Origin of the sequence: Klebsiella sp. BIGb0407 (assembly GCF_024807845.1) — a bacterium.
GTDB lineage: Bacteria > Pseudomonadota > Gammaproteobacteria > Enterobacterales > Enterobacteriaceae > JGM124.
In genome coordinates, this window is sequence record NZ_JANUEQ010000002.1 from 143,902 (window position 1) to 162,763 (window position 18,862).

Consider the following 18,862-nt stretch of genomic DNA (forward strand, 5'->3'; position numbering starts at 1 on the left):
AAACGAGTTTCAGGAAGCCACTTTATTACCGGTAAGATTCTGTTCCTCAATATTGTTAGATATTTTCGGACGATCTGCTTTCGGCGTCGCATACCAGTAACCCAGGCCCATAAGGATCATACCCGAGAACATATTACCCAGGGTCACCCACAGTAAGTTATGGCCAATGCCAGACAGGGTATAAGCTTCTGAATGATGGCCAAGCCATGACAGAGCAAACAGGGTCATATTGGCAACCGAGTGTTCATAACCGGAAGCAATAAAGGCTAACAGACACCACCAGATAGCCAGAAACTTAGCGGCACCTTCAGTGCGAATAGCCATCCAAATTGCCAGACATACCAGCCAGTTACACAGGATACCTTTAAAGAAAAGGGGCATTGCCGGTGCCGTTGTTTTAGCCAGAGCCGCAGTATGTACCAGACTGGTATCAAGCGGTAACAGTGCACCGCCTCCCCAGTTATAGAGTAAGGCAATAAAGACTGAGCCGAGCAAATTACCCAGCCAGGTCTGAGGTAGGATTGTCCACATCTGGTTCTGTGAAATAGTGCCAGCTTTAACGCCGAGCATGAGGAACATGGTATGGCCGGTAAAGAGTTCTGAGCCTGCAATAATGACCAAAGTCAGAGCAATACCAAAAGTCGCCCCCATCACTAATGGGCGAAGTGAAGGATCCAGCAGATTACCCAGCGTAAAAATTAAAATAATACCAAACCCAACGTAAGCACCCGCCATCATCGAACTTACCCAGAATGAAAAAGGGTTAGTCGAGGAAAGTCGCTGAATACGCCCGGCGTTAGCTGCACACTTATTAATAGTATCAGTAAACATAGTGATATCCCTGGAAAGTAAATGAATACTGTTGTCCCAAAAAGCGCAGACTTTTTGTAACCATCTGGCTCAACAGGAAAAATATCGATATATGCGATGAAGGCGCTGACTCTATGAGACCGGGCCTCTAAAAGAGGCCCGGCTGGTCAGTTTCTATGCTTTTATTTGCACTACACCATTTTCAACGCGAGCCGCATAATGCGCGATGGAATAGGACTCATCTTCCATACAGTAGCCGTCGCTTAAGCGAAAATGTTGTTTTTTCAGCGGACTGGTTATCCACAGTTCGTTATGGTGCTCAGCAATCAGTCCTCGTGACAGTACGCTTGCCTCAAAGAACGGGTCAATATTACTGACGGCATAGACTTGCTCATCGTTATAGGGACGGAAGATAGCGACTTGTTCCCCTTCCACCAGCGCACAGACGCCTGTTTCAGGTAAAATATCACTCAGCTGACAAACGGTGTTCCACTGGCTCATAGCTGTTCCTCCATATCCAGCAAGGTTACTGGGATGCGTTCATAAGGTGTAGCAGGACGATGCTGTTCACGTTCGCTAACGATCTGCACATTCGGATCGCGTAATGTGCTATTGATAAAGTGTCTGAAACGAACCTGAGCTTCAGGGCTGTCGACCGTTTCACGCCATTCGCAGATCACTTTCTCACGCAGGCGAGCCAGTTCACTTTCCAGCTGAGCATTGAGGTTAAGTTTGTCATCAATGATGACGCTGCGCAGGTAGTCAATGCCCCCTTCCAGATTTTCAAGCCAGACAGAGGTACGATTCAGCTTATCGGCGGTACGGATATAGAACATCATAAAGCGGTCGAGATAAGTGATAACGGTTTCGCGGTCGAGGTCAGCCGCCAGCAAATCTGCATGACGTGGTTTCATCCCGCCATTACCGCAAACGTAGAGATTCCAGCCTTTTTCCGTCGCGATAATCCCGACATCTTTGCCCTGGGCTTCAGCACATTCACGGGTACAGCCAGAGACACCAAATTTCATTTTATGCGGGGTACGAATACCCTTGTAGCGATTCTCTAACTCAACGCCGAAGCCAACGCTATCGCCCACACCGTAACGGCACCAGGTGCTACCGACACAGGTTTTTGCCATACGCAGCGCTTTGGCATAAGCATGACCGGTTTCAAATCCGGCGTTGATGAGCTGACGCCAGATTTCTGGTAAGTCATCTTTCTGCGCACCAAACATCCCGATACGTTGTGAACCGGTAATTTTGGTATAAAGGTTATATTCCCGGGAGATACGGCCGATCTCCATTAAGCCTTCCGGGGTAATTTCGCCACCCGCAGAACGTGGAATAACAGAGTAAGTACCGTCTTTCTGAATATTGCCGAGGAAGTTATCGTTAGTATCCTGCAGCGGGGTCAGTTCTGGTTCAAGAACATAGTTATTCCAGCAAGAGGCTAACAGAGAACCGACGGTAGGTTTACAGACTTCACATCCGTAGCCTTTACCGTATTTATGCAACAGTTGCTCGAAGGACTTGATCCCTTCGACGCGGATTAAATGGTAAAGCTCCTGGCGTGAGAAAGCGAAATGCTCACACAGGTTATTGTTAGTTTCGATACCGGCTTTCGCTAGTTCCGCATTGAGAACCTGGGTAACCAGCGGGATACAGCCCCCACATCCGGTACCGGCTTTGGTTTCCGCTTTCAGGGCAGCAACGGTATGGCAGCCCTTATTAATTGCCTTAACCAGGTCACCTTTTGTGACGTCAAAACAAGAACAAATCTGGGCGGTGTCAGGAAGTTTATCAACACCCAGCGCTGATTTAGGGCTGTTGGCATAAGAAGGTAAAATCAGCGTATCAGGGTTTTCCGGCAGCTCAATGTCGTTAAGCACCAGCTGTAACAAGTTACCGTAATCACTGGTATCACCCACCAGCACAGCGCCCAGCAAAGCTTTATTATCTTCACTGACGATTAAACGCTTATAGACTTCTTTGTTCTCATCGAGGTAGACATAACTGCGAGTATTGGGTGTACGACCGTGAGTATCGCCAATGCCGCCAACATCCACGCCCAGCAATTTGAGCTTGGCGCTCATATCTGCCCCGGTAAAATGACTCTTATTGCCCAGCAGATTATCTACTGCAACCTGAGCCATTTTGTAACCCGGTGCCACTAAACCAAAAATTTGCTTATTCCAGCTGGCACATTCACCGATAGCATAGACATCAGGGTCTGAAGTCTGGCAGTGGTTATTAATCGCAATACCACCGCGTGGAGCAGCAATTTCCAGACCACACTGTGCAGCCAGTTTATCCTGAGCGCGAATACCGGTAGAGAAGACAATAAAGTCAATCTCCAGCGCACTACCATCGGCAAACAGCATGGTTTTACGTGCATCTGTTCCTTTTTGAACTATTTCCAGAGTATTTTTACTGGTATGAACCTGGACGCCGAGACGTTCAATTTTACTGCGAAGCTGCTCGCCACCCATCTGGTCAAGCTGCTCGGCCATCAGCATAGGGGCAAATTCAATGACGTGGGTTTCCACACCGAGGTTTTTTAATGCACCAGCGGCTTCCAGCCCTAACAGGCCACCACCGACTACCGCGCCACGTTTGCTGCGACGCGCACAGGCTTCAATGGCGTTCAAATCTTCGATGGTACGGTAGACAAAACAGTCCTGAGTATCCGCGCCTTTAATAGACGGGATCCAGGGGTAAGAACCGGTAGCCATGACCAGTTTGTCATAATAAATGCTTCGCCCGGTATTAGAGTGAATCAGCTTATCCTGACGGTTAATGGTAATAGCACGTTCGCCAACCAACACTTTTACGCCATGTTTTTCATAGTAGCCTTCGCGTACTAAGGAAAGTTCTTCGGCGGTATGGTGGGAGAAGTAAGAAGACAGGTGAACACGGTCATAAGCTTTGCGGGGTTCTTCACAAAAAACCGTGATTTCAAATTGGTCAGACGGGGCTTTATCCAGCAGGTCTTCGATAAAACGATGACCTACCATGCCGTTGCCGATAACTGCTATTTTGAGTTTGCTCATCAACATTGCCTCAATCTTTTTTATTGTTATCTACTTTATCGATTCAGCAAATCAGTACATTGATGCAAATCAAATACATCTTTAAATATTTTACAGGCGGTTATTCACCGGGATCAGGTTGGGTATTTTTATATTTAATATCAAATAGATAAAGATAAATTTTAAATATGTAAATACTGAAAAAAATGACGTGTTTTTGGGTACTTTCACTCACTCCGGACAGGTTTATCAGGCACACAGACAACCGCCCTCCCTGACGGCCGAATTAACCACTTGTTTTAATTAAAATTGCCCGATTTTCATCCTTAAGTTGATGCCAGACTCAGGCTTGCCGATGCAAACGATCCAGACCCTGACGTAAATCGTTAATGAGGTCATCGGTATCTTCCAGCCCAATCTGTAAGCGGAGCGTTTTTCCTGCTTGCTGCCAGGCTGTGGCTGTGCGGTAGTCGGAGCAGTCAAAAGGAATTATCAGACTTTCAAAGCCGCCCCAGGAATATCCCATTCCGAATAATTCGAGTCCGTTCAACATGTCGGTGACGGACGTTTTTGAAAACGCCGGATCAAGAATGATGGAAAATAATCCGGTCGATCCGCTGAAATCACGTTTCCAGAATTCATGTCCGGGGCAGCTTGCAAAGGCCGGGTGCAAAATGCTTTTTACCTCGGGCTGCTGTTCCAGCCAGCGAGCGACTTTAAGCGCACGGCTTTCCGCTTCCTTTAAACGGATATGCAAAGTTCTTAACCCGCGTAAAGCGAGGAAACAGTCTTCGGCGCCGGGCAGCATCGCCATACTGTCATAGGTTGCGCGTAATTCAGGCCAGGTTTCAGCGTTGGCGCTGACCATCCCCATCAGTAAGTCAGAATGCCCGCTCAGATACTTGGTCCCTGCTTCGACGGAAAGATCACAGCCATGCTTATGCGCCTGGAAAAACACCGGGGTGGCCCAGGTATTATCAATGATGGTTTTAATGCCGCGTGTACGGGCAATCCCGGTAAGCAGCGGTATATCCTGAATTTCAAAAGTCTGCGAACCCGGAGATTCCAGAAACAGCGTACTGGTTTCAGGGCGAATTAAATCCACAATCCCCTCGCCTATCATCGGATCGTAATAGGTGGTGGTGACGCCAAATTTTTTCAGCGTCTGATCACAGAAACCTCTGGTCGGACGGTAGACCGTATCGGGTATCAGCAGATGATCGCCCGCTTTCAGGGTGGTCATCAGGGCAAGCGCTATCGCCCCTAACCCGGAAGGTGACATTACCGTACCCGCAGCGCCCGCCAGTTCAGTCCAGGCATCTTCAAGATTCTTAATCGTGGGTGTACCCAGGGTCCCGTAGACAAAGTCTGCCCGGTTATTCTCCAGATCTTCAACGGTATCAAAAACCACCGTTGACCCCCGATACACCGGGCTATTAACAAAACCGCGCTGCTCTTTCGTATTACGGCCCAGTTGCGTTAAGCGAGTGGATAATTTTAATGGTTCAGATTGCGTATTTTTCATAGTGACTTCCATTCCATTCGACTTTCAGAGTCAGTCGTTTTACTCGACAAATTTCAATAAAGGAGAGATGCACAGCAGAACACCATAGAAAGCAACATAGTAGTTCTTTTTCGACCTTAAATTCTCCAGCGCCGACACTTTAGCAACCAGATAAAAGGGGATTAAACAGGCCACAAGGCCAAAAATTGGTCCGGATACCTGCATCAGTAGCATAACGGAGATATCAAAACTGACCCAACCCCAAAGGAATACCACAATGCTCACCACTATCACCGTTGAGAGCAAACTACGATTTACATTACTGGCACGAGAGATGCGTGAGATAATATTAACGGCTAAGCCCATCACCGCCTCTTTAAAGCCCAGATAAATACTGAAAAAAGCCGTTAATATGGCAAAGATATTCAATGTTACTGACAAAATATTCACCAAATTCCCCGGCATAATTTGCGATGCCAGTGCCAGAGCCGATATATTTTGTTCCAGCGCAGAAGCCGCTTCTTCTTTAGTAATTGAAAAAGAAAATGAGAAGGCAAAGAACAGTACGCTAACAACCAGAATGATATAAGCAATACGCGTTGCCCTGACCGATCTCATTGAGGCAATAACAGGGTCAGATTCAACTTTTCGAAATGCAATATTCATGGGGTTAAGAATTTGCACAAACAAAATCGAAAATAGCGTAAAAGGTAATGTCAGTAACACATCACGTAAAAATATAAATACAGGTGGGAATTCAGAAATATTACTCAAAGACCAGAAAGGTAGCATCACCACACCAAGGAAGACGATAATGCCCAGCTTAAAGGCAATCATAGGACCCGAGATACGAAATAACAGCTTCTCCCCCTGGTTGGCAATCAGTACCACAATAACTAGTAAAATCAGTGGATACCACGCTGTTTTCGACAAAACAGACTCAGTGACATGATAGCTTTTTAAATAAACAGCACTATCATTCACCAGGCTCATGGAGTAATTCAAAATTCCCGTTAATAACATCAAAAAATACATAACACCGAGTAATGCCCCCCAGTTTTTGCCTAAGTACTGAGTAATAATTTCCGCATAACTCTCGCATGACTTGGTTTGCGTTAATGTTTTTAGATACAGATCTTGCAACCAGTAGACGGCGGGATAGCTCAAAGCGACTGAAGCAACAAAGACCCAGATCCCTTTCACTCCGACCTGGACAGGCATATAAATAATTCCAGCACCAATCGCCATGCCAATACATAATACCACCCAGCCCATATCATAACTGGTAAAAGGTATTTTTTGTTTAATCACAGCTTCTGTTGTATTCACTGTCATTTTAAACCTCTATCTAAGAGACCTATATTTTTTTATGCGGCTCAATGAATTGGCCATTTTTATTCAGAACGCTATGGCATTCTGATAGCGCTATATTTCAGTGAAAGGATCAGAGAAGCAATTTCCAATCGACTTAATTACCTTGATTTGTGATTGACTCGGATTAATGGCAGAAACTGTGAAAATGATTCACAGTTTCTGTCTTTGACAACTCAGACTACATCACAGTTTTGAGTGGCAGCCTGGCCTTTAGAAATGTCAGAAATCTTTTAAGGGTTCGGTTATCTTTCGCCGAAGAGCTGATAACCGCCTGTAAACGATGCGTCACACCGGGATCATAGTCGGCTAGCACACGAATTAATTTCCCTGTGTTCACATAATGGGTCACCAGATAATCAGGCAAGCAGGCAATTCCCCCGTGCAGAAGCGCACGCTGAAGTAACAGTAAACTAGAATTACAGGATAAATGAGGAATCACTCTCACTGTTTCACTCTTGCCCTGATGATGAAATATCCAGCGCCCATCATGCATCATATTGGGGTAAACAAGGCAGTGGTGAAAACGGAGATCGGAAGGGGCTGAAATTGGCGGATGGCGCTTCAGGTATTCGGGTGTTGCACAGTAAAACCAGCGTATATCCATCAGAGGCTGGGTATTATCGTCGGTTATCGAAGCTTCTGAAGTGATCCTGAGTGCGACATCAAACTCATTTCTGTCAAGATTGACGAATTTATCATCCAGAGCAACATCAATCATGACGCCTGGGTTCATCTCCTGAAACTCACTGGATAGCCACGGAAGATGAGTACACCCCAGGGCGACTGAGCAACTGACATGCAGCACTTCACCTTCCCCGCCTGACGTTCGGTTACTGTCGACAATACTTTCGATCTCAGTCACAACGCGATGTGCCAGTTGTAAAATACGGCGTCCATCGACCGTCAATTGAAAAGGCCGGGTTTCACGAAAAATAAGCGGGCTTCCCACGGTATTTTCCAGCTGTGCCAGACTTTTGCTGACAGCAGAGGGAGTGAGGCCAAGCTCCCGCGCCGCTCTGGACATATTTCCGGTCTCGGCAACCTTAATGAAAATTTGGAATTGGTTCAGATAGCCCGACAGGTTAGGTATATTCATTTATCCCCTGTAAATTTTTTCATTATTTTTGCTCTTATTTTTATTATCGGGTATTCAGGAAGGGGTCTGTCAACTTCAGTTTCTGAAACAGACAGTGCGCTCTATGGCGCACTGTCTGTTTCAGAGATATAAAGACTCGGGTTATTTTAGCGGGATATTCGTGGCGCTAAGCGCAATCTCTTCAGATCCCGGAGCAACTGATTTGCGCCTATCTAAATCGCGACGGATCTCTTCATACTGAGAGTCCAGTTTGTAAAAACGCCCCATCCAGATCATGGAGAGCAGAATAAGCCCGGCCGGTATATAGAGATAACAGGCTTTGATGGCGAATAGCGCTTCCGGAGACTGGCTCTGATTAGCCATATAGTCTCCCCAGGAAAGCAGCCCTCCGGAAATAGCCCCGGCACCTGCCATTGCGACTTTACCGAGAAAACCATTTACCGAAGTCAGAATACCGGCAGTATTAATTCCCGTTTTCCATTCGCCATAATCAACGGGGTCAGCCTGCATAGAAAAATAGATAGTCGTTCGCTGCCCTGCTCCAATAGAAAGAATAACCGCCCCGGCTAATAGCCCCATAACACTTTCATTCGACAAAATCATTACCGCCATTCCAGCAAGATTAATGGTGCAAGAGACCTGGTAGACGTAGATTTTTTTCATTTTTGAGGCAAGCCAGGGCACGGTGAGTGTGCCCAGCAGCGGGACAAAGGTTGATATTCCGGCAACTAAAGCCGTCAACTCAACGCTTCGAACATGATAAGTGAAATAGTAAACCAAGGCACCGGTCTGAAAGAAGAACGCCCCCCACATCAGAAAGATATTTGCCGCGAATACCTTCCACGGCTGATTATGTTTCAGGCCATACCAGGCCCGTGTCAGCGTCATCTTTTCATTAACGACATGAATTTTCTCTTCCACATGGCGAAAACTGAGTAGCAGGAAGAAGCTGGCAATGCAGCCAAAGATAATCGCAGTGTAGAGAAAGCCCTGTTCCTGATTACCCTCACCTAAGGTTTTAACCAGAGGTAAAGTCGCCACCGCCACCAGCGTCGCGCCCAGTGAACCCATAATGATGCGCACCGTCGATAATAGGGTACGTTCTTTAGCGTCATTGGTCAGAAATGGCAGCATCGCGCTAAAAGGAATATTGACCAGGGTATAGAGGAATGAGAGGCACAGATAAGTAATAAAGGCATAAATCAGTTTGCCGATGGTTGAAAACTCTGGCACCCAGAACACCATCACGCAGAGTAAACCAAAAGGAACGGCACCGATGAGTAGCCATGGGCGGCAACGCCCCCAGCGGGTGGAGGTATTGTCTATTACCAGCCCCATTAATACATCGGCAACACCATCCACTATGCGCGTTATCAGAAACATAAGACCGGCATAGTAAGCGGGTAGCCCCATAATATCAGTGTAAAAAAACATCAGATACAACGAAATAAGCTGCCAGACCAGATTACAGGAGAAATCGGCAACGCCGTAACCCAGTCGTTGCTGCCATTGAGCGAAGGTAGAGGTCATATTATTCTCTTTTTTATTTTTGACGTAACAACCATGCCGGAGTACAGCTCCACGCATGACAATAGCTGTTTACCAGAGGGCTACCATAAGGCGATAAGTCAGGCTTTTCCGGGTGAAAGACTTCCCAGAAAGTATCTGCTCCACGGTTAACCATCTCTCCCCAGTAAGCTTTGATTTCCTGCTCCGCCCTGTCCTGCTGCCCACACTTGAGAAGCGCCTCAACATAGTGATGCATCATATAGGGTGTTTGAGGCGTGATAGCGGGAGGATCGGTAGCCAGTTTGTTGAGCAGCGCCTGCCGGAAAGCCTCATCGCCCACTCCCGCCAGAATCATCCACACCTGAGAGGCCCATGAAATTTGCCGTTCATCGCCGCTGACAAAAAAACCGGATTCAGGCTGCCAGAGTTTTTTCAGGCTGGCCTCTTTTAAGCGCCGCTGGAGCTGCTCAATCACCGCGCTATATTGCGGTGCGACTGCGCTGGCGAGAGGTATCGCTTTCTGTAAACAATAGATAAATACCCCTTGGGCTGAAGCTTGTTTATTCAGTTGCTCATGCCAGTCGATAAAAACCCACCATTGTTCGCTATCTTGCAGCAGGTCATCGGCATTCAGTCTTTCAATAGCCAGTTCAATTTGTCGCCAGGCCGTTGGCCAGAGGTCAGCAACCGTCTGTCTGTCGCCTGTTTGAGTGAAGTAATCTGCAAGCGTTGCCACGAAAAAAAGTGAGTAATCCAGCAGGTAGGTATCATCCGCAATCACCTCGGGCTGCATAAAAAGATTGGCGGCCACCATGCCGTCATCACGGGTGACGGCGGCAAAAAGATACAGGCAACGGCATACCAGACTGTTCTGCTGAAAGGTTTCGTAGTTGACGAGTGCCTGTAGGCGTAAATCACCTAACCATAACCTTCTGTCACGCTTAGGGCCGTCTTCAAACACGGTCTGCATGCAGTTTTTCAGCGTCAGGATGCTGATATCATCGATCTTCTGTAGTAGCGGATCGTTAAAACGGGTGAGAGAAGTCAACGTGCCAGCAGATGACACACGGGTAAAGGAAATATGATTAAGCTGAATGCCAAATTTCTGCGAAGTCGCCACAACCCGTATTTTGATATACCGACAACAATAACGTCGCGGTAACTCAATATGGGCCGGCAGTACATCAAGATAACGATGTTCCTGCTGGAACCAACTACTACTTAGCCAGCCAGAATAATCGGAGAAATCTTCAGCCACTTCAGCCGGAATTTCACCAAAAATAAACTGCAGATGTACAGGCGCATCTTGCGGACTGCCCACAGCTTCACAACCAACATTCAGATAACCCACACAATGGGTGCCTAAATCGAGAATGACTTCGTCCCCGGTATTCAGGCGCTGTGTTTCCAGCTGTTCTGGTATCGCAATATCTTCTGCAACCCAGCCATGTGGTTGTATATCATCCTTACGCATAGCGACAGTTGCGCGAGGTTTGATAGTGGTTAATTGTAATTCTGGCGTCAGAGATTCCGCCAGTTGAAGAAACCGGGCATTTCTTCGCAGACGGTGATCCTGCAGTTGCTGAAATCCTTGTGCCATGTTTACCTCCTCATCAAGTAGTACAGAGAAGATTAAGGGTGAGTCCGATAAGACGACTATTGTGAAATTGCCATTTATTAAGGGGAGATGTCACTGGAAGAGTGTTGTGAAAGGACGCGATCACAGTTTAGCAACAAGGGCTGGAAAGCGTAAAAATCATGCCTTAATGTAAGCACACTCTCTCTCGTTTCTCTGGAACGTCAGCATTATGCATAAGCTCTATATTGACGATTATTTCATTCATAACAGCGACCCATTCTCTGTCTACGCAAGCGATCCTGAAGATAATAATCACGAGCATTGCCATGAGTTTGCAGAACTTGTTCTCGTAGAGCACGGGCATGGCTTGCATGTTATCAACGGTAAGCCGAGCTACATACAGGAAGGGGATATCTTCTTTGTTAACGAGGGGGATTATCATTTTTATGATGAGCTGGGGACACTAAAAATAACCAATGTGCTGATTAATCGCAGGCAAGATTTTCATTTTCTGAGCAATATCGATCCTTTAATTCATCGTATCAATGAAGCCGCAAAATTGCAGCGGGGATGGTTGCTGCCTGAACAGCGGAATAGCTGCCAGTCTCTGATAGCGCAACTGGGTCATTCTCAGCCACAAAATCCCGATGATATGGCGCGGGCTTTTAAAGAGATGATTTTTTTCCAGCTGTTAATGGCCATTAATCAGGCAACCAGCGATATCAGCCGCAGCCATACCAAATACAAATTACATCAGTTGATTGGCTGGCTACAGGAGAACTGTTTTGAAGAGATAAATTGGGAAATATTAGCTGACCAGTTTTTACTGACTAAACGAACCTTGTATCGCCAGATTAAATGTACGACCGGTATGACCCCTGAACATTTTATTAAAAGACTCCGCCTGGTTTCTGCCCGGGCAAAAATACGGGAAAGTGAAGAAAGTATCACTGATATTGCCTATATGTGTGGTTTTTCAAACAGCAATCACTTTACCTCCTGCTATAAAAATGTCTTTGGCCATACGCCTTCCAGTGAACGTACCAGAGCACAGAATTAAGATAGATGCTCAGAAATGTATACCCCTTGCGATGATGGGCGATGAGATGCAATAAATATTCATCATATCGTCTTATTAATGAATATCACTCATTAACCCTAGCTCATTTCCCCGTCTAATCGAATAAATCACTTTGCGTTATGCTTTTCTCGGTCAATCGCTGACGGATAACGTCATGCTGTATTTGACGTTTAACCCATGACCAAAGAGGGACTATTCAATGCAAAAGCGTTATCTGGGCAAATCTAATCTCGAAGTCTCCGTTCTGGGTCTCGGCTGCATGGGACTAAGCCATGGCTATGGCCCGGCGACAGATACCCGTCAGGCTATCGAATTGATTCGCTCGGCGGTTGAACGTGGCGTTACGTTCTTCGATACCGCCGAAGTGTATGGCCCTTATCTGAATGAAGAGGTGGTCGGTGAAGCCTTAAAACCTTTTCGTGACCGTGTGGTCATCGCCACCAAATTTGGTTTTACCTTCGGTGATGACAACAAGCAACAAGTGTTAAATAGCCGCCCGGAACATATCCGTAAGGCGGTAGAGGGATCATTACGTCGTCTTAAAACAGAGGTGATTGACCTCTTCTATCAGCACCGTGTTGACCCGCAGGTGCCTATTGAAGAGGTTGCCGGGGTGGTAAAAGACTTGATTCAAGAAGGTAAGGTCAAATATTTCGGCCTTTCCGAAGCCGGGGCACAAACCATTCGACGCGCCCATGCCGTACAGCCGGTTACCGCTCTGCAAAGTGAATACTCAATGTGGTGGCGAGAACCCGAACAGGAGATATTACCGCTACTGGAAGAGCTGGGTATTGGTTTTGTGCCCTTCAGCCCATTAGGTAAAGGTTTTCTGACCGGTTCTATCAAAACGGGAACGACATTTGCGAAAGACGATTACCGTAGTACCGTCCCACGCTTTGCAGCACAAGCCATTGAGGTAAATGAAAAACTGGTCGTGCTATTAGGTCAGCTTGCCGCAGCCAAAGGTGTGACATCAGCACAAATCGCGCTGGCATGGCTGCTGGCACAAAAACCGTGGATAGTGCCTATTCCCGGCACCACCAAATTGCACCGCCTGGAGGAAAACCTTGCGGCAGCGGAGATAACGCTTTCTCAGCATGAATTGCATCAGATAACGCTGGTACTTGAAACCATAAAAATCGTCGGCGAACGCTATTCGCCTGAGCATCAGGCACGCGTCGGTCGTTAAAATTCAAACGGGTCCGTCATGTTCTGCGGACCCATCATTGTGAGTACCTGAGGGCATCTATCATCAGAGCAAAAGCTGGGAGGTGCTGTTTACGGCTTGGGTAATAAAGATAATATCCCGGGAAAGAGGGACACCAGTCCTGTAGCACCTGGATAAGCCCTCCTGACTCGACATAATCCTGAACCATATTCTCCGGCACACAGGCGAGGCCAAATCCCGATAACACAGCATCGATTCTTTCGGCCAGCAGATTAAGTGTCAGCTGCCCTTCCACTTTGACACGTAACGGCTTTCCTTCCTTCTCAAATTCCCAGTGATAAAGACCACCCGCAGTGGGCAGACGCATATTAATACACCGATGATGCTGGAGCTGGTGTGGGGTTTCAGGAATAGGATTGTTGGCGAAGTAAGCGGGAGCACCCACAACCGCCATACGCATATCCGGCCCAATCTTCACCGCTATCATATCTTTATCAATACTTTCACCAAGGCGAACCCCGGCATCAAAACGTTGCTCCACAATATTGACGAAACCGTTATCAACCACCAGCTCGATATTGATCCCCGGGTATTCTCTGAGAAAAGGCTTGAGCTTTGGCCACACCAGACTATGGACAGCATGCTCTCCCGCAGAAAGTCGAATATTACCTGAGGCACTGCCATCAGGTTGAATAAGCGCTTCAAATTCTCGCTCAAGAGCGATGAAGCGGGGTTCCAGACAAGCGATTATTTTCTCCCCCGCCTCTGTAGGCACCACGCTGCGCGTAGTTCGGGTCAAAAGTCGTATATTCAAACGCTCTTCCAATGCCTTCATGGCATGGCTGAGTGCCGACTGAGAAACCCCCAGTTTACCCGCCGCTTTAGTAAAGCTTCGCTCTCTGGCAACCACCAGAAATATCTGCAACTCATTAAAGTTCTCTTTGAGCATGGCCATTTCCTTATTGAATTGATGCGGCGATGATATCACCTCTTTTCAGGCAACAAATTCCGATACATCTTCTCGTTTGGCTATGCTCATCGACTCTCTCGGTGTGGGTCTGCAAGACCCTCTGATTATTTTTATCCTGCTTCAAAAAAATTAACATCCGCGTCACAAAACGGTCAAACACACACAAACGGTCATTATCGGTCATGCTAATGTGATCCTCTGTTCAATAAAAAAAATGGAAACTGAATAGTTCCGATAGGTTACTTGGTTTAAATATGTGACTAAAATCACCTTAAATTAATAATGAAATAATTTAATTACATAAAATACGTGATGAATATCACCTAAAGAAGTTGGTGTGATTATTCGCCTGCGGACTCATACCCAGCACACATTTTCTGACTACGGTATCGAGTACTTTATTAAACATCGGGAGGGCATGATGTTACCGATAGAAAGACAACAAAGAATCATTGATGAAATAAATATAAATGGCAGAGTGCTGGTGGTGGAATTAGTGGCGCTGTGTCAGGTATCTCAGGAAACAATTAGACGAGACCTGAGCCAATTAGAAAAAAGAGGTTTATTACAGCGTAGTCATGGTGGTGCCGTTCTCGCTAAAAGAGAGATAAATACATCGCAAAATAATACCCGTGTTGTGAATGAACAGGGGTTATCTTTTCGCCAAAGAATGAACGAAAAAGTCGATGAGAAAATGGCGATAGCGAAACGCGCATTAGATTTTGTCAGTCCCGGTGATTGTATATTAGTTGATGACAGTACTACCGGCTGGTATTTCTCACGCCAGTTACCTGATATTGAATTAACTGTAATCAGTAACTCTCTTAGAGTTGTTCAGACATTAGCCGCGCGCAGTAATATAAGAACCATTTGCCTCGGCGGAGAGTATTCAGACAGATATGAAAGTTTTCATGGTGTCGTAACTGAACAGCCATTACGTGAATTTCAAATTAATAAAATATTTTTCTCCTGCAGTAATTTAAGCAGCGATGGTTATTTACGTGAAGAAAATGAAAATAGCGCTCACCTTAAACAACAAATGATTTTTGCAGCAGAACGTAAATATCTGTTGCTTGATAGCAGTAAATTTTTGCACCCCTCATTCGCAAGGATCTGTCATTACCGCGATGTGGAATTTCTTATTACTGACCAATTAAAAAACAAAGAACTGGAAAAGGAATTAGCGTGGAACGGCGTCAATATTATCGACTGCTCGCAACGCAATAATCCTAAACAGCTAATTAAAAATTAAATCGGAGTCTTTATGAAGAAACATCTTATTACCTGCAGCCTGATTGCCCTGTTCGCCACCACTGCCGTTCATGCTGAAGACAAAGTACGCATGGGTGTCGTGGTAAAAATCGGCGGTATCCCTTGGTTTAATGCCATGGAAGCCGGTATTAAAAGCGAAGCTGAAAAACGCGGAATCGATGCGTGGATGATAGGCCCGACGGCTGCTGACCCTGCATTACAGGTCCGTGCTATCGAAGATTTAATCGCCCAGAAAGTCGATATCATTGGCGTCGTTCCTAACGACCCGAAAGTACTGGAACCTGTAATTAAACGCGCTCGTGATGCCGGAATAAAGGTCATCACGCATGAGTCTCCGGGCCAGAAAGATGTGAACTGGGATTTTGAACTGGTTGATGCCCAGACTCATGGAATCAACCATATGAAAGAATTAGCCAAGTGCATGAAGGAAGAAGGCAAATATGCCATGTACGTGGGCAGTCTGACCGTTCCTCTGCATCAGGAATGGACTGACTCAGCATTAAATTATCAGAAAGAACATTACCCTAAAATGCAGCTGGTGACTGACAAATTTGGTGTCGGTGAGTCGCTCGATAACTCTATCAGAACCACCAATGAATTGATGTCCAAATACCCGGATCTTAAAGGAATTATGGCGTTTGGTTCCCAGGGTCCGATCGGTGCCGGACGTGCGGTAATGAGCCGTAATAAAACAGACCAAGTCTGTGTCATTGGTTCCTTCAGCCCGGGCCAGGGTGCCACCCTGGTACAGAGAGGCGCGATTAAAGGTGGATATATCTGGAACCCACAGACCGCAGGTGAAGTGTTCGTTCGTGTCGCCGATATGCTGGAAAAAAATGAACCAATCACTGACGGCATGACCATTGAAGGTTTAGGTAAAGTCAAAGTTGACCAGGAAAATCGCACCATTCTGGGTAATAGCACAGAAAGCCTGGATAAAGAAAACTTACCGAAACTGGTAAAAATGGGACTGTAAAAAATGAATGAGCACACTTCAAATACACTTATCTCCCTTGAAAATCTGTCAAAGACATTTGGTGGGAATCGGGCTTTAAGTGATATTTCTATGACTTTACTGGCGGGGGAGGTGCACTGTCTTGCTGGCACAAATGGCTGCGGTAAAAGCACATTAATTAAAGTCATTTCCGGGGTGCATACCCCGGACAGTGGTAGCTCAATTACGTTAGGGGATGGTGCACCCAGCCCCAAACTGTCCGCTCGCCAGGCCCGTGACTTTGGCATTCAGGTTATTTATCAGGACCTGTCGTTATTCCCAAATTTATCGGTCTGGGAAAATATTGCCTTTGAGCACAATCTGGAAGGCCTGCTGCGCTGGCATAATAAATCAAAACTTCGGAAAGCAGCTCTTGAAGTAATTGAAAAACTACAGTTTGATCTTGATATAGACCAACAGGTATTTTCACTTTCCATTGCTCAGCGCCAGCAAGTTGCTATTTGCCGTGCTCTGGTCGCTGATGCCCGTCTGGTTATTATGGACGAGCCGACAGCCTCACTGACCAGAACCGAAGTAAATCAGTTATTAAAAACCGTACGCTATCTCAAAGAGTCGAATATTTGCGTGGTATTTGTCAGCCACAGACTCGACGAAGTTCTTGAGATCTCCGACCGGGTTACCGTTATCCGGGATGGTCGCATTATTGGCTGCTGGCCAGCAAAAGAGATGACGCCATTTCATTTAACGGAACTGATGACCGGTAAAAAACTGGATTATCAGATGAAAGCCCCCACCAGGAGTGACGATCGAGTTATTCTGGAAGTCGAGAATTTAAGCCGTGCGAATCAATATTCAAATGTCAGTTTTAAACTCTATAAAGGTGAAATTATTGGTTTATGTGGTCTGTTAGGTTCCGGACGCACCGAACTGGCGCTCTCACTATTTGGCATGACCAAACCTGATAGTGGAAAAATCTGGCTTGATAGTAAACCGGTTCGTTTTAAAACCCATGAAGATGCGATTAAATCCGGGATTGGCTATGTTTCAGAAGACAGACTAACGCTCGGTTTAGTTCAGCAACAATCTGTTGCTGATAATATGGTATTAACCATTCTCGATAAACTTAAAAATCGTTTTCATTTAATTGATGAGTATCAGAAAAATAAAATAATACTGGAGTGGATCCAGCAGTTAGGTGTTCGTGTTGCTGACCCAGAATTAGCGATATCGACACTGTCTGGTGGTAATCAACAAAAAATCGTTCTCGCTAAATGGGTATTAACTCAACCACAAATATTAATATTAGATTCCCCGACAGTCGGGGTCGATGTCGGTGCTAAAGCCAGTATTTACCAGCTTATTCATGCTCTGGCAAAAGAAGGTATCTCTATTATTATCATTTCCGATGAGATCCCCGAGGTTTGGTATAACTGTGATCGTATTATGCATTTTCGTGATGGCACTATAAATGCTGAATATAAACCTGATTCCGTTGAGCAGCATCAGCTAGCCGAGGTAATTAATGCTTAATCTATCGCGCTTACGGCCAAAATCCAGCCAGGGCTGGCTTGCCTGGGTACTGTTTATTGCAGTGGTCTTTTTTAGTCTGGCAAGCGATCAGTTTCTTACCATTCAGAACTTACTTGATTTAGCTGAAAGCTATGCGGTTACTGGTATATTTGCCCTGGGTCTGTTTGTGGTATTGGTCACCGGAGGAATAGATATTTCCTTTGCCGCTGTAGCCTCGGTGGTTCAGTATTTTATCGCAACATTGTTTATTCAATTTCAGTTTGATAATGCTATTCTCAGTATTTTACTGGCGATTATCTGTGGCACATTATTTGGCGTGATTAACGCACTGCTGATTACCACCTTACGCGTCGTCTCAATCATCATCACTATCAGTATGCAGTCACTTCTGTTTGGCTTGCTGATGTGGGTCACCGCCGGGCGAAGTATTTATTCCCTTCCGGACTGGTGGGTTTCACTGCGCACGGTACTGCCCTTTGAAGTCGGTGGGGTTCAATTTCAGCTTGGTTTACCGCTTGTTACCATGCTAGTTATCGCCGGAGCTACCGCGCTACTGCTGAATAAAACCAATCTGGGTCGCCAGCTTTACGCGGTCGGCGGTGATCCTGAGTCGGCTCGACGCATCGGCATCCGCGTTGGACTTATCCATATATTCGCCTACGGCTGGTTAGGTGCCATGGCGGCAATCGGTGGACTGGTTCAAGTTTATCGCATGGGTGAAGTGGTGCCTAACGCACTGGTTGGCGGTGAACTCGATGTCCTGGCAGCAACCGTTTTAGGTGGCGCCAGTCTGATGGGAGGAAAAGGTACGGTCAGCGGGACGTTAATGGGCGTATTCCTTATCGCAATACTGAAAAATGGCCTTAATTTAGTCGGCGTATCTAACTACTTCATGAATATTGTCGTCGGTGTGATTATCGTTATTGCGATTGCGGTTACACACTATAAAAAGCGTAAAGAAACTGATGTCAGCTTTGTCTAATTA

Annotated in this window: 15 protein-coding genes; 6 read left to right on the forward strand and 9 right to left on the reverse strand. The window is 46.1% G+C overall.

Features of this window, described 5'->3' with window-relative positions; genetic code table 11:
• Window positions 1-9: 9 nt before the first annotated feature.
• The 8 genes from nirC to M2387_RS07925 all read right to left on the reverse strand — a co-directional run bounded on the left by nirC (window position 10) and on the right by M2387_RS07925 (window position 10,922).
• A complete protein-coding gene (gene nirC, locus M2387_RS07890) occupies window positions 10-831 on the reverse strand; it encodes a nitrite transporter NirC (protein ID WP_259048588.1) in 822 nt (273 codons plus the stop codon).
• A 153-nt stretch (window positions 832-984) separates the two neighbouring features.
• On the reverse strand, window positions 985-1,311 hold the full coding sequence (gene nirD, locus M2387_RS07895) for a nitrite reductase small subunit NirD (RefSeq protein ID WP_259048590.1): 327 nt from the start codon (window positions 1,309-1,311) through the stop codon (window positions 985-987).
• Entirely contained in the window at window positions 1,308-3,860 is a 2,553-nt protein-coding gene (gene nirB, locus M2387_RS07900) for a nitrite reductase large subunit NirB (protein WP_259048592.1), read from the reverse strand. Before nirB ends, nirD begins: the two co-directional genes overlap by 4 nt.
• Before the next feature lie 322 nt (window positions 3,861-4,182).
• Window positions 4,183-5,364 carry a cystathionine beta-lyase gene (gene metC, locus M2387_RS07905; RefSeq protein ID WP_259048594.1) on the reverse strand — a complete coding sequence of 394 codons (1,182 nt, stop codon included), beginning with the start codon at window positions 5,362-5,364 and terminating at the stop codon, window positions 4,183-4,185.
• A 39-nt stretch (window positions 5,365-5,403) separates the two neighbouring features.
• Window positions 5,404-6,591 (reverse strand): amino acid permease, encoded by a 1,188-nt coding sequence (locus M2387_RS07910; RefSeq protein WP_409039723.1) that lies wholly within the window; start codon window positions 6,589-6,591, stop codon window positions 5,404-5,406.
• A gap of 304 nt (window positions 6,592-6,895) precedes the next feature.
• Window positions 6,896-7,813: a LysR family transcriptional regulator gene (locus M2387_RS07915; protein ID WP_259048596.1), complete on the reverse strand. Its 918-nt coding sequence runs from the start codon at window positions 7,811-7,813 to the stop codon at window positions 6,896-6,898.
• Window positions 7,814-7,954: 141 nt separating this feature from the next.
• Window positions 7,955-9,343 (reverse strand): MFS transporter, encoded by a 1,389-nt coding sequence (locus tag M2387_RS07920; protein ID WP_259048598.1) that lies wholly within the window; start codon window positions 9,341-9,343, stop codon window positions 7,955-7,957.
• A gap of 13 nt (window positions 9,344-9,356) precedes the next feature.
• On the reverse strand, window positions 9,357-10,922 hold the full coding sequence (locus M2387_RS07925) for an alpha-L-rhamnosidase-related protein (RefSeq protein WP_259048600.1): 1,566 nt from the start codon (window positions 10,920-10,922) through the stop codon (window positions 9,357-9,359).
• A 208-nt stretch (window positions 10,923-11,130) separates the two neighbouring features.
• On the opposite strand from M2387_RS07925, the gene M2387_RS07930 reads away from it, so the two are divergent.
• Entirely contained in the window at window positions 11,131-11,961 is an 831-nt protein-coding gene (locus M2387_RS07930) for a helix-turn-helix domain-containing protein (protein WP_259048602.1), read from the forward strand.
• 220 nt (window positions 11,962-12,181) lie between these two features.
• Window positions 12,182-13,171, forward strand: a complete 990-nt coding sequence (locus tag M2387_RS07935; protein WP_259048604.1) for an aldo/keto reductase — start codon at window positions 12,182-12,184, stop codon at window positions 13,169-13,171.
• A gap of 34 nt (window positions 13,172-13,205) precedes the next feature.
• Here the strand turns inward: M2387_RS07935 and M2387_RS07940 are convergent, their stop codons facing one another.
• The gene (locus M2387_RS07940; protein WP_259048606.1) at window positions 13,206-14,099 is read right to left on the reverse strand and encodes a LysR family transcriptional regulator; all 894 of its coding nucleotides are present in this window, start codon (window positions 14,097-14,099) and stop codon (window positions 13,206-13,208) included.
• A 442-nt stretch (window positions 14,100-14,541) separates the two neighbouring features.
• Here M2387_RS07940 and M2387_RS07945 point away from each other — a divergent pair, with 442 nt between their 5' ends.
• Genes M2387_RS07945 through M2387_RS07960 form a run of 4 tightly spaced genes read left to right on the forward strand, consistent with a single transcriptional unit; the run spans window position 14,542 to window position 18,859 of the window.
• Window positions 14,542-15,372: a DeoR/GlpR family DNA-binding transcription regulator gene (locus M2387_RS07945; protein WP_259049022.1), complete on the forward strand. Its 831-nt coding sequence runs from the start codon at window positions 14,542-14,544 to the stop codon at window positions 15,370-15,372.
• 12 nt (window positions 15,373-15,384) lie between these two features.
• Window positions 15,385-16,368 (forward strand): substrate-binding domain-containing protein, encoded by a 984-nt coding sequence (locus tag M2387_RS07950; RefSeq protein WP_259048608.1) that lies wholly within the window; start codon window positions 15,385-15,387, stop codon window positions 16,366-16,368.
• Window positions 16,369-16,371: 3 nt separating this feature from the next.
• Entirely contained in the window at window positions 16,372-17,877 is a 1,506-nt protein-coding gene (locus M2387_RS07955; RefSeq protein WP_259048610.1) for a sugar ABC transporter ATP-binding protein, read from the forward strand.
• Complete coding sequence (locus M2387_RS07960; RefSeq protein WP_259048612.1) at window positions 17,870-18,859, forward strand: ABC transporter permease; 990 nt, start codon at window positions 17,870-17,872, stop codon at window positions 18,857-18,859. Before M2387_RS07955 ends, M2387_RS07960 begins: the two co-directional genes overlap by 8 nt.
• Window positions 18,860-18,862 lie beyond the last annotated feature (3 nt).

What these genes read in the sequence shown, in the direction of transcription:
- M2387_RS07950 (WP_259048608.1), top strand. Translation starts at nt 15,385, where the DNA reads ATGAAGAAACATCTTATTACCTGCAGCCTGATTGCCCTGTTCGCCACC.
- M2387_RS07935 (WP_259048604.1), top strand. Translation starts at nt 12,182, where the DNA reads ATGCAAAAGCGTTATCTGGGCAAATCTAATCTCGAAGTCTCCGTTCTG.
- M2387_RS07940 (WP_259048606.1), bottom strand. Translation starts at nt 14,099, where the DNA reads ATGCTCAAAGAGAACTTTAATGAGTTGCAGATATTTCTGGTGGTTGCC.
- M2387_RS07925 (WP_259048600.1), bottom strand. Translation starts at nt 10,922, where the DNA reads ATGGCACAAGGATTTCAGCAACTGCAGGATCACCGTCTGCGAAGAAAT.
- metC (WP_259048594.1), bottom strand. Translation starts at nt 5,364, where the DNA reads ATGAAAAATACGCAATCTGAACCATTAAAATTATCCACTCGCTTAACG.
- M2387_RS07920 (WP_259048598.1), bottom strand. Translation starts at nt 9,343, where the DNA reads ATGACCTCTACCTTCGCTCAATGGCAGCAACGACTGGGTTACGGCGTT.
- M2387_RS07910 (WP_409039723.1), bottom strand. Translation starts at nt 6,591, where the DNA reads ATGGCGATTGGTGCTGGAATTATTTATATGCCTGTCCAGGTCGGAGTG.
- M2387_RS07960 (WP_259048612.1), top strand. Translation starts at nt 17,870, where the DNA reads ATGCTTAATCTATCGCGCTTACGGCCAAAATCCAGCCAGGGCTGGCTT.
- M2387_RS07930 (WP_259048602.1), top strand. Translation starts at nt 11,131, where the DNA reads ATGCATAAGCTCTATATTGACGATTATTTCATTCATAACAGCGACCCA.
- M2387_RS07915 (WP_259048596.1), bottom strand. Translation starts at nt 7,813, where the DNA reads ATGAATATACCTAACCTGTCGGGCTATCTGAACCAATTCCAAATTTTC.
- nirB (WP_259048592.1), bottom strand. Translation starts at nt 3,860, where the DNA reads ATGAGCAAACTCAAAATAGCAGTTATCGGCAACGGCATGGTAGGTCAT.
- M2387_RS07955 (WP_259048610.1), top strand. Translation starts at nt 16,372, where the DNA reads ATGAATGAGCACACTTCAAATACACTTATCTCCCTTGAAAATCTGTCA.
- nirD (WP_259048590.1), bottom strand. Translation starts at nt 1,311, where the DNA reads ATGAGCCAGTGGAACACCGTTTGTCAGCTGAGTGATATTTTACCTGAA.
- nirC (WP_259048588.1), bottom strand. Translation starts at nt 831, where the DNA reads ATGTTTACTGATACTATTAATAAGTGTGCAGCTAACGCCGGGCGTATT.
- M2387_RS07945 (WP_259049022.1), top strand. Translation starts at nt 14,542, where the DNA reads ATGTTACCGATAGAAAGACAACAAAGAATCATTGATGAAATAAATATA.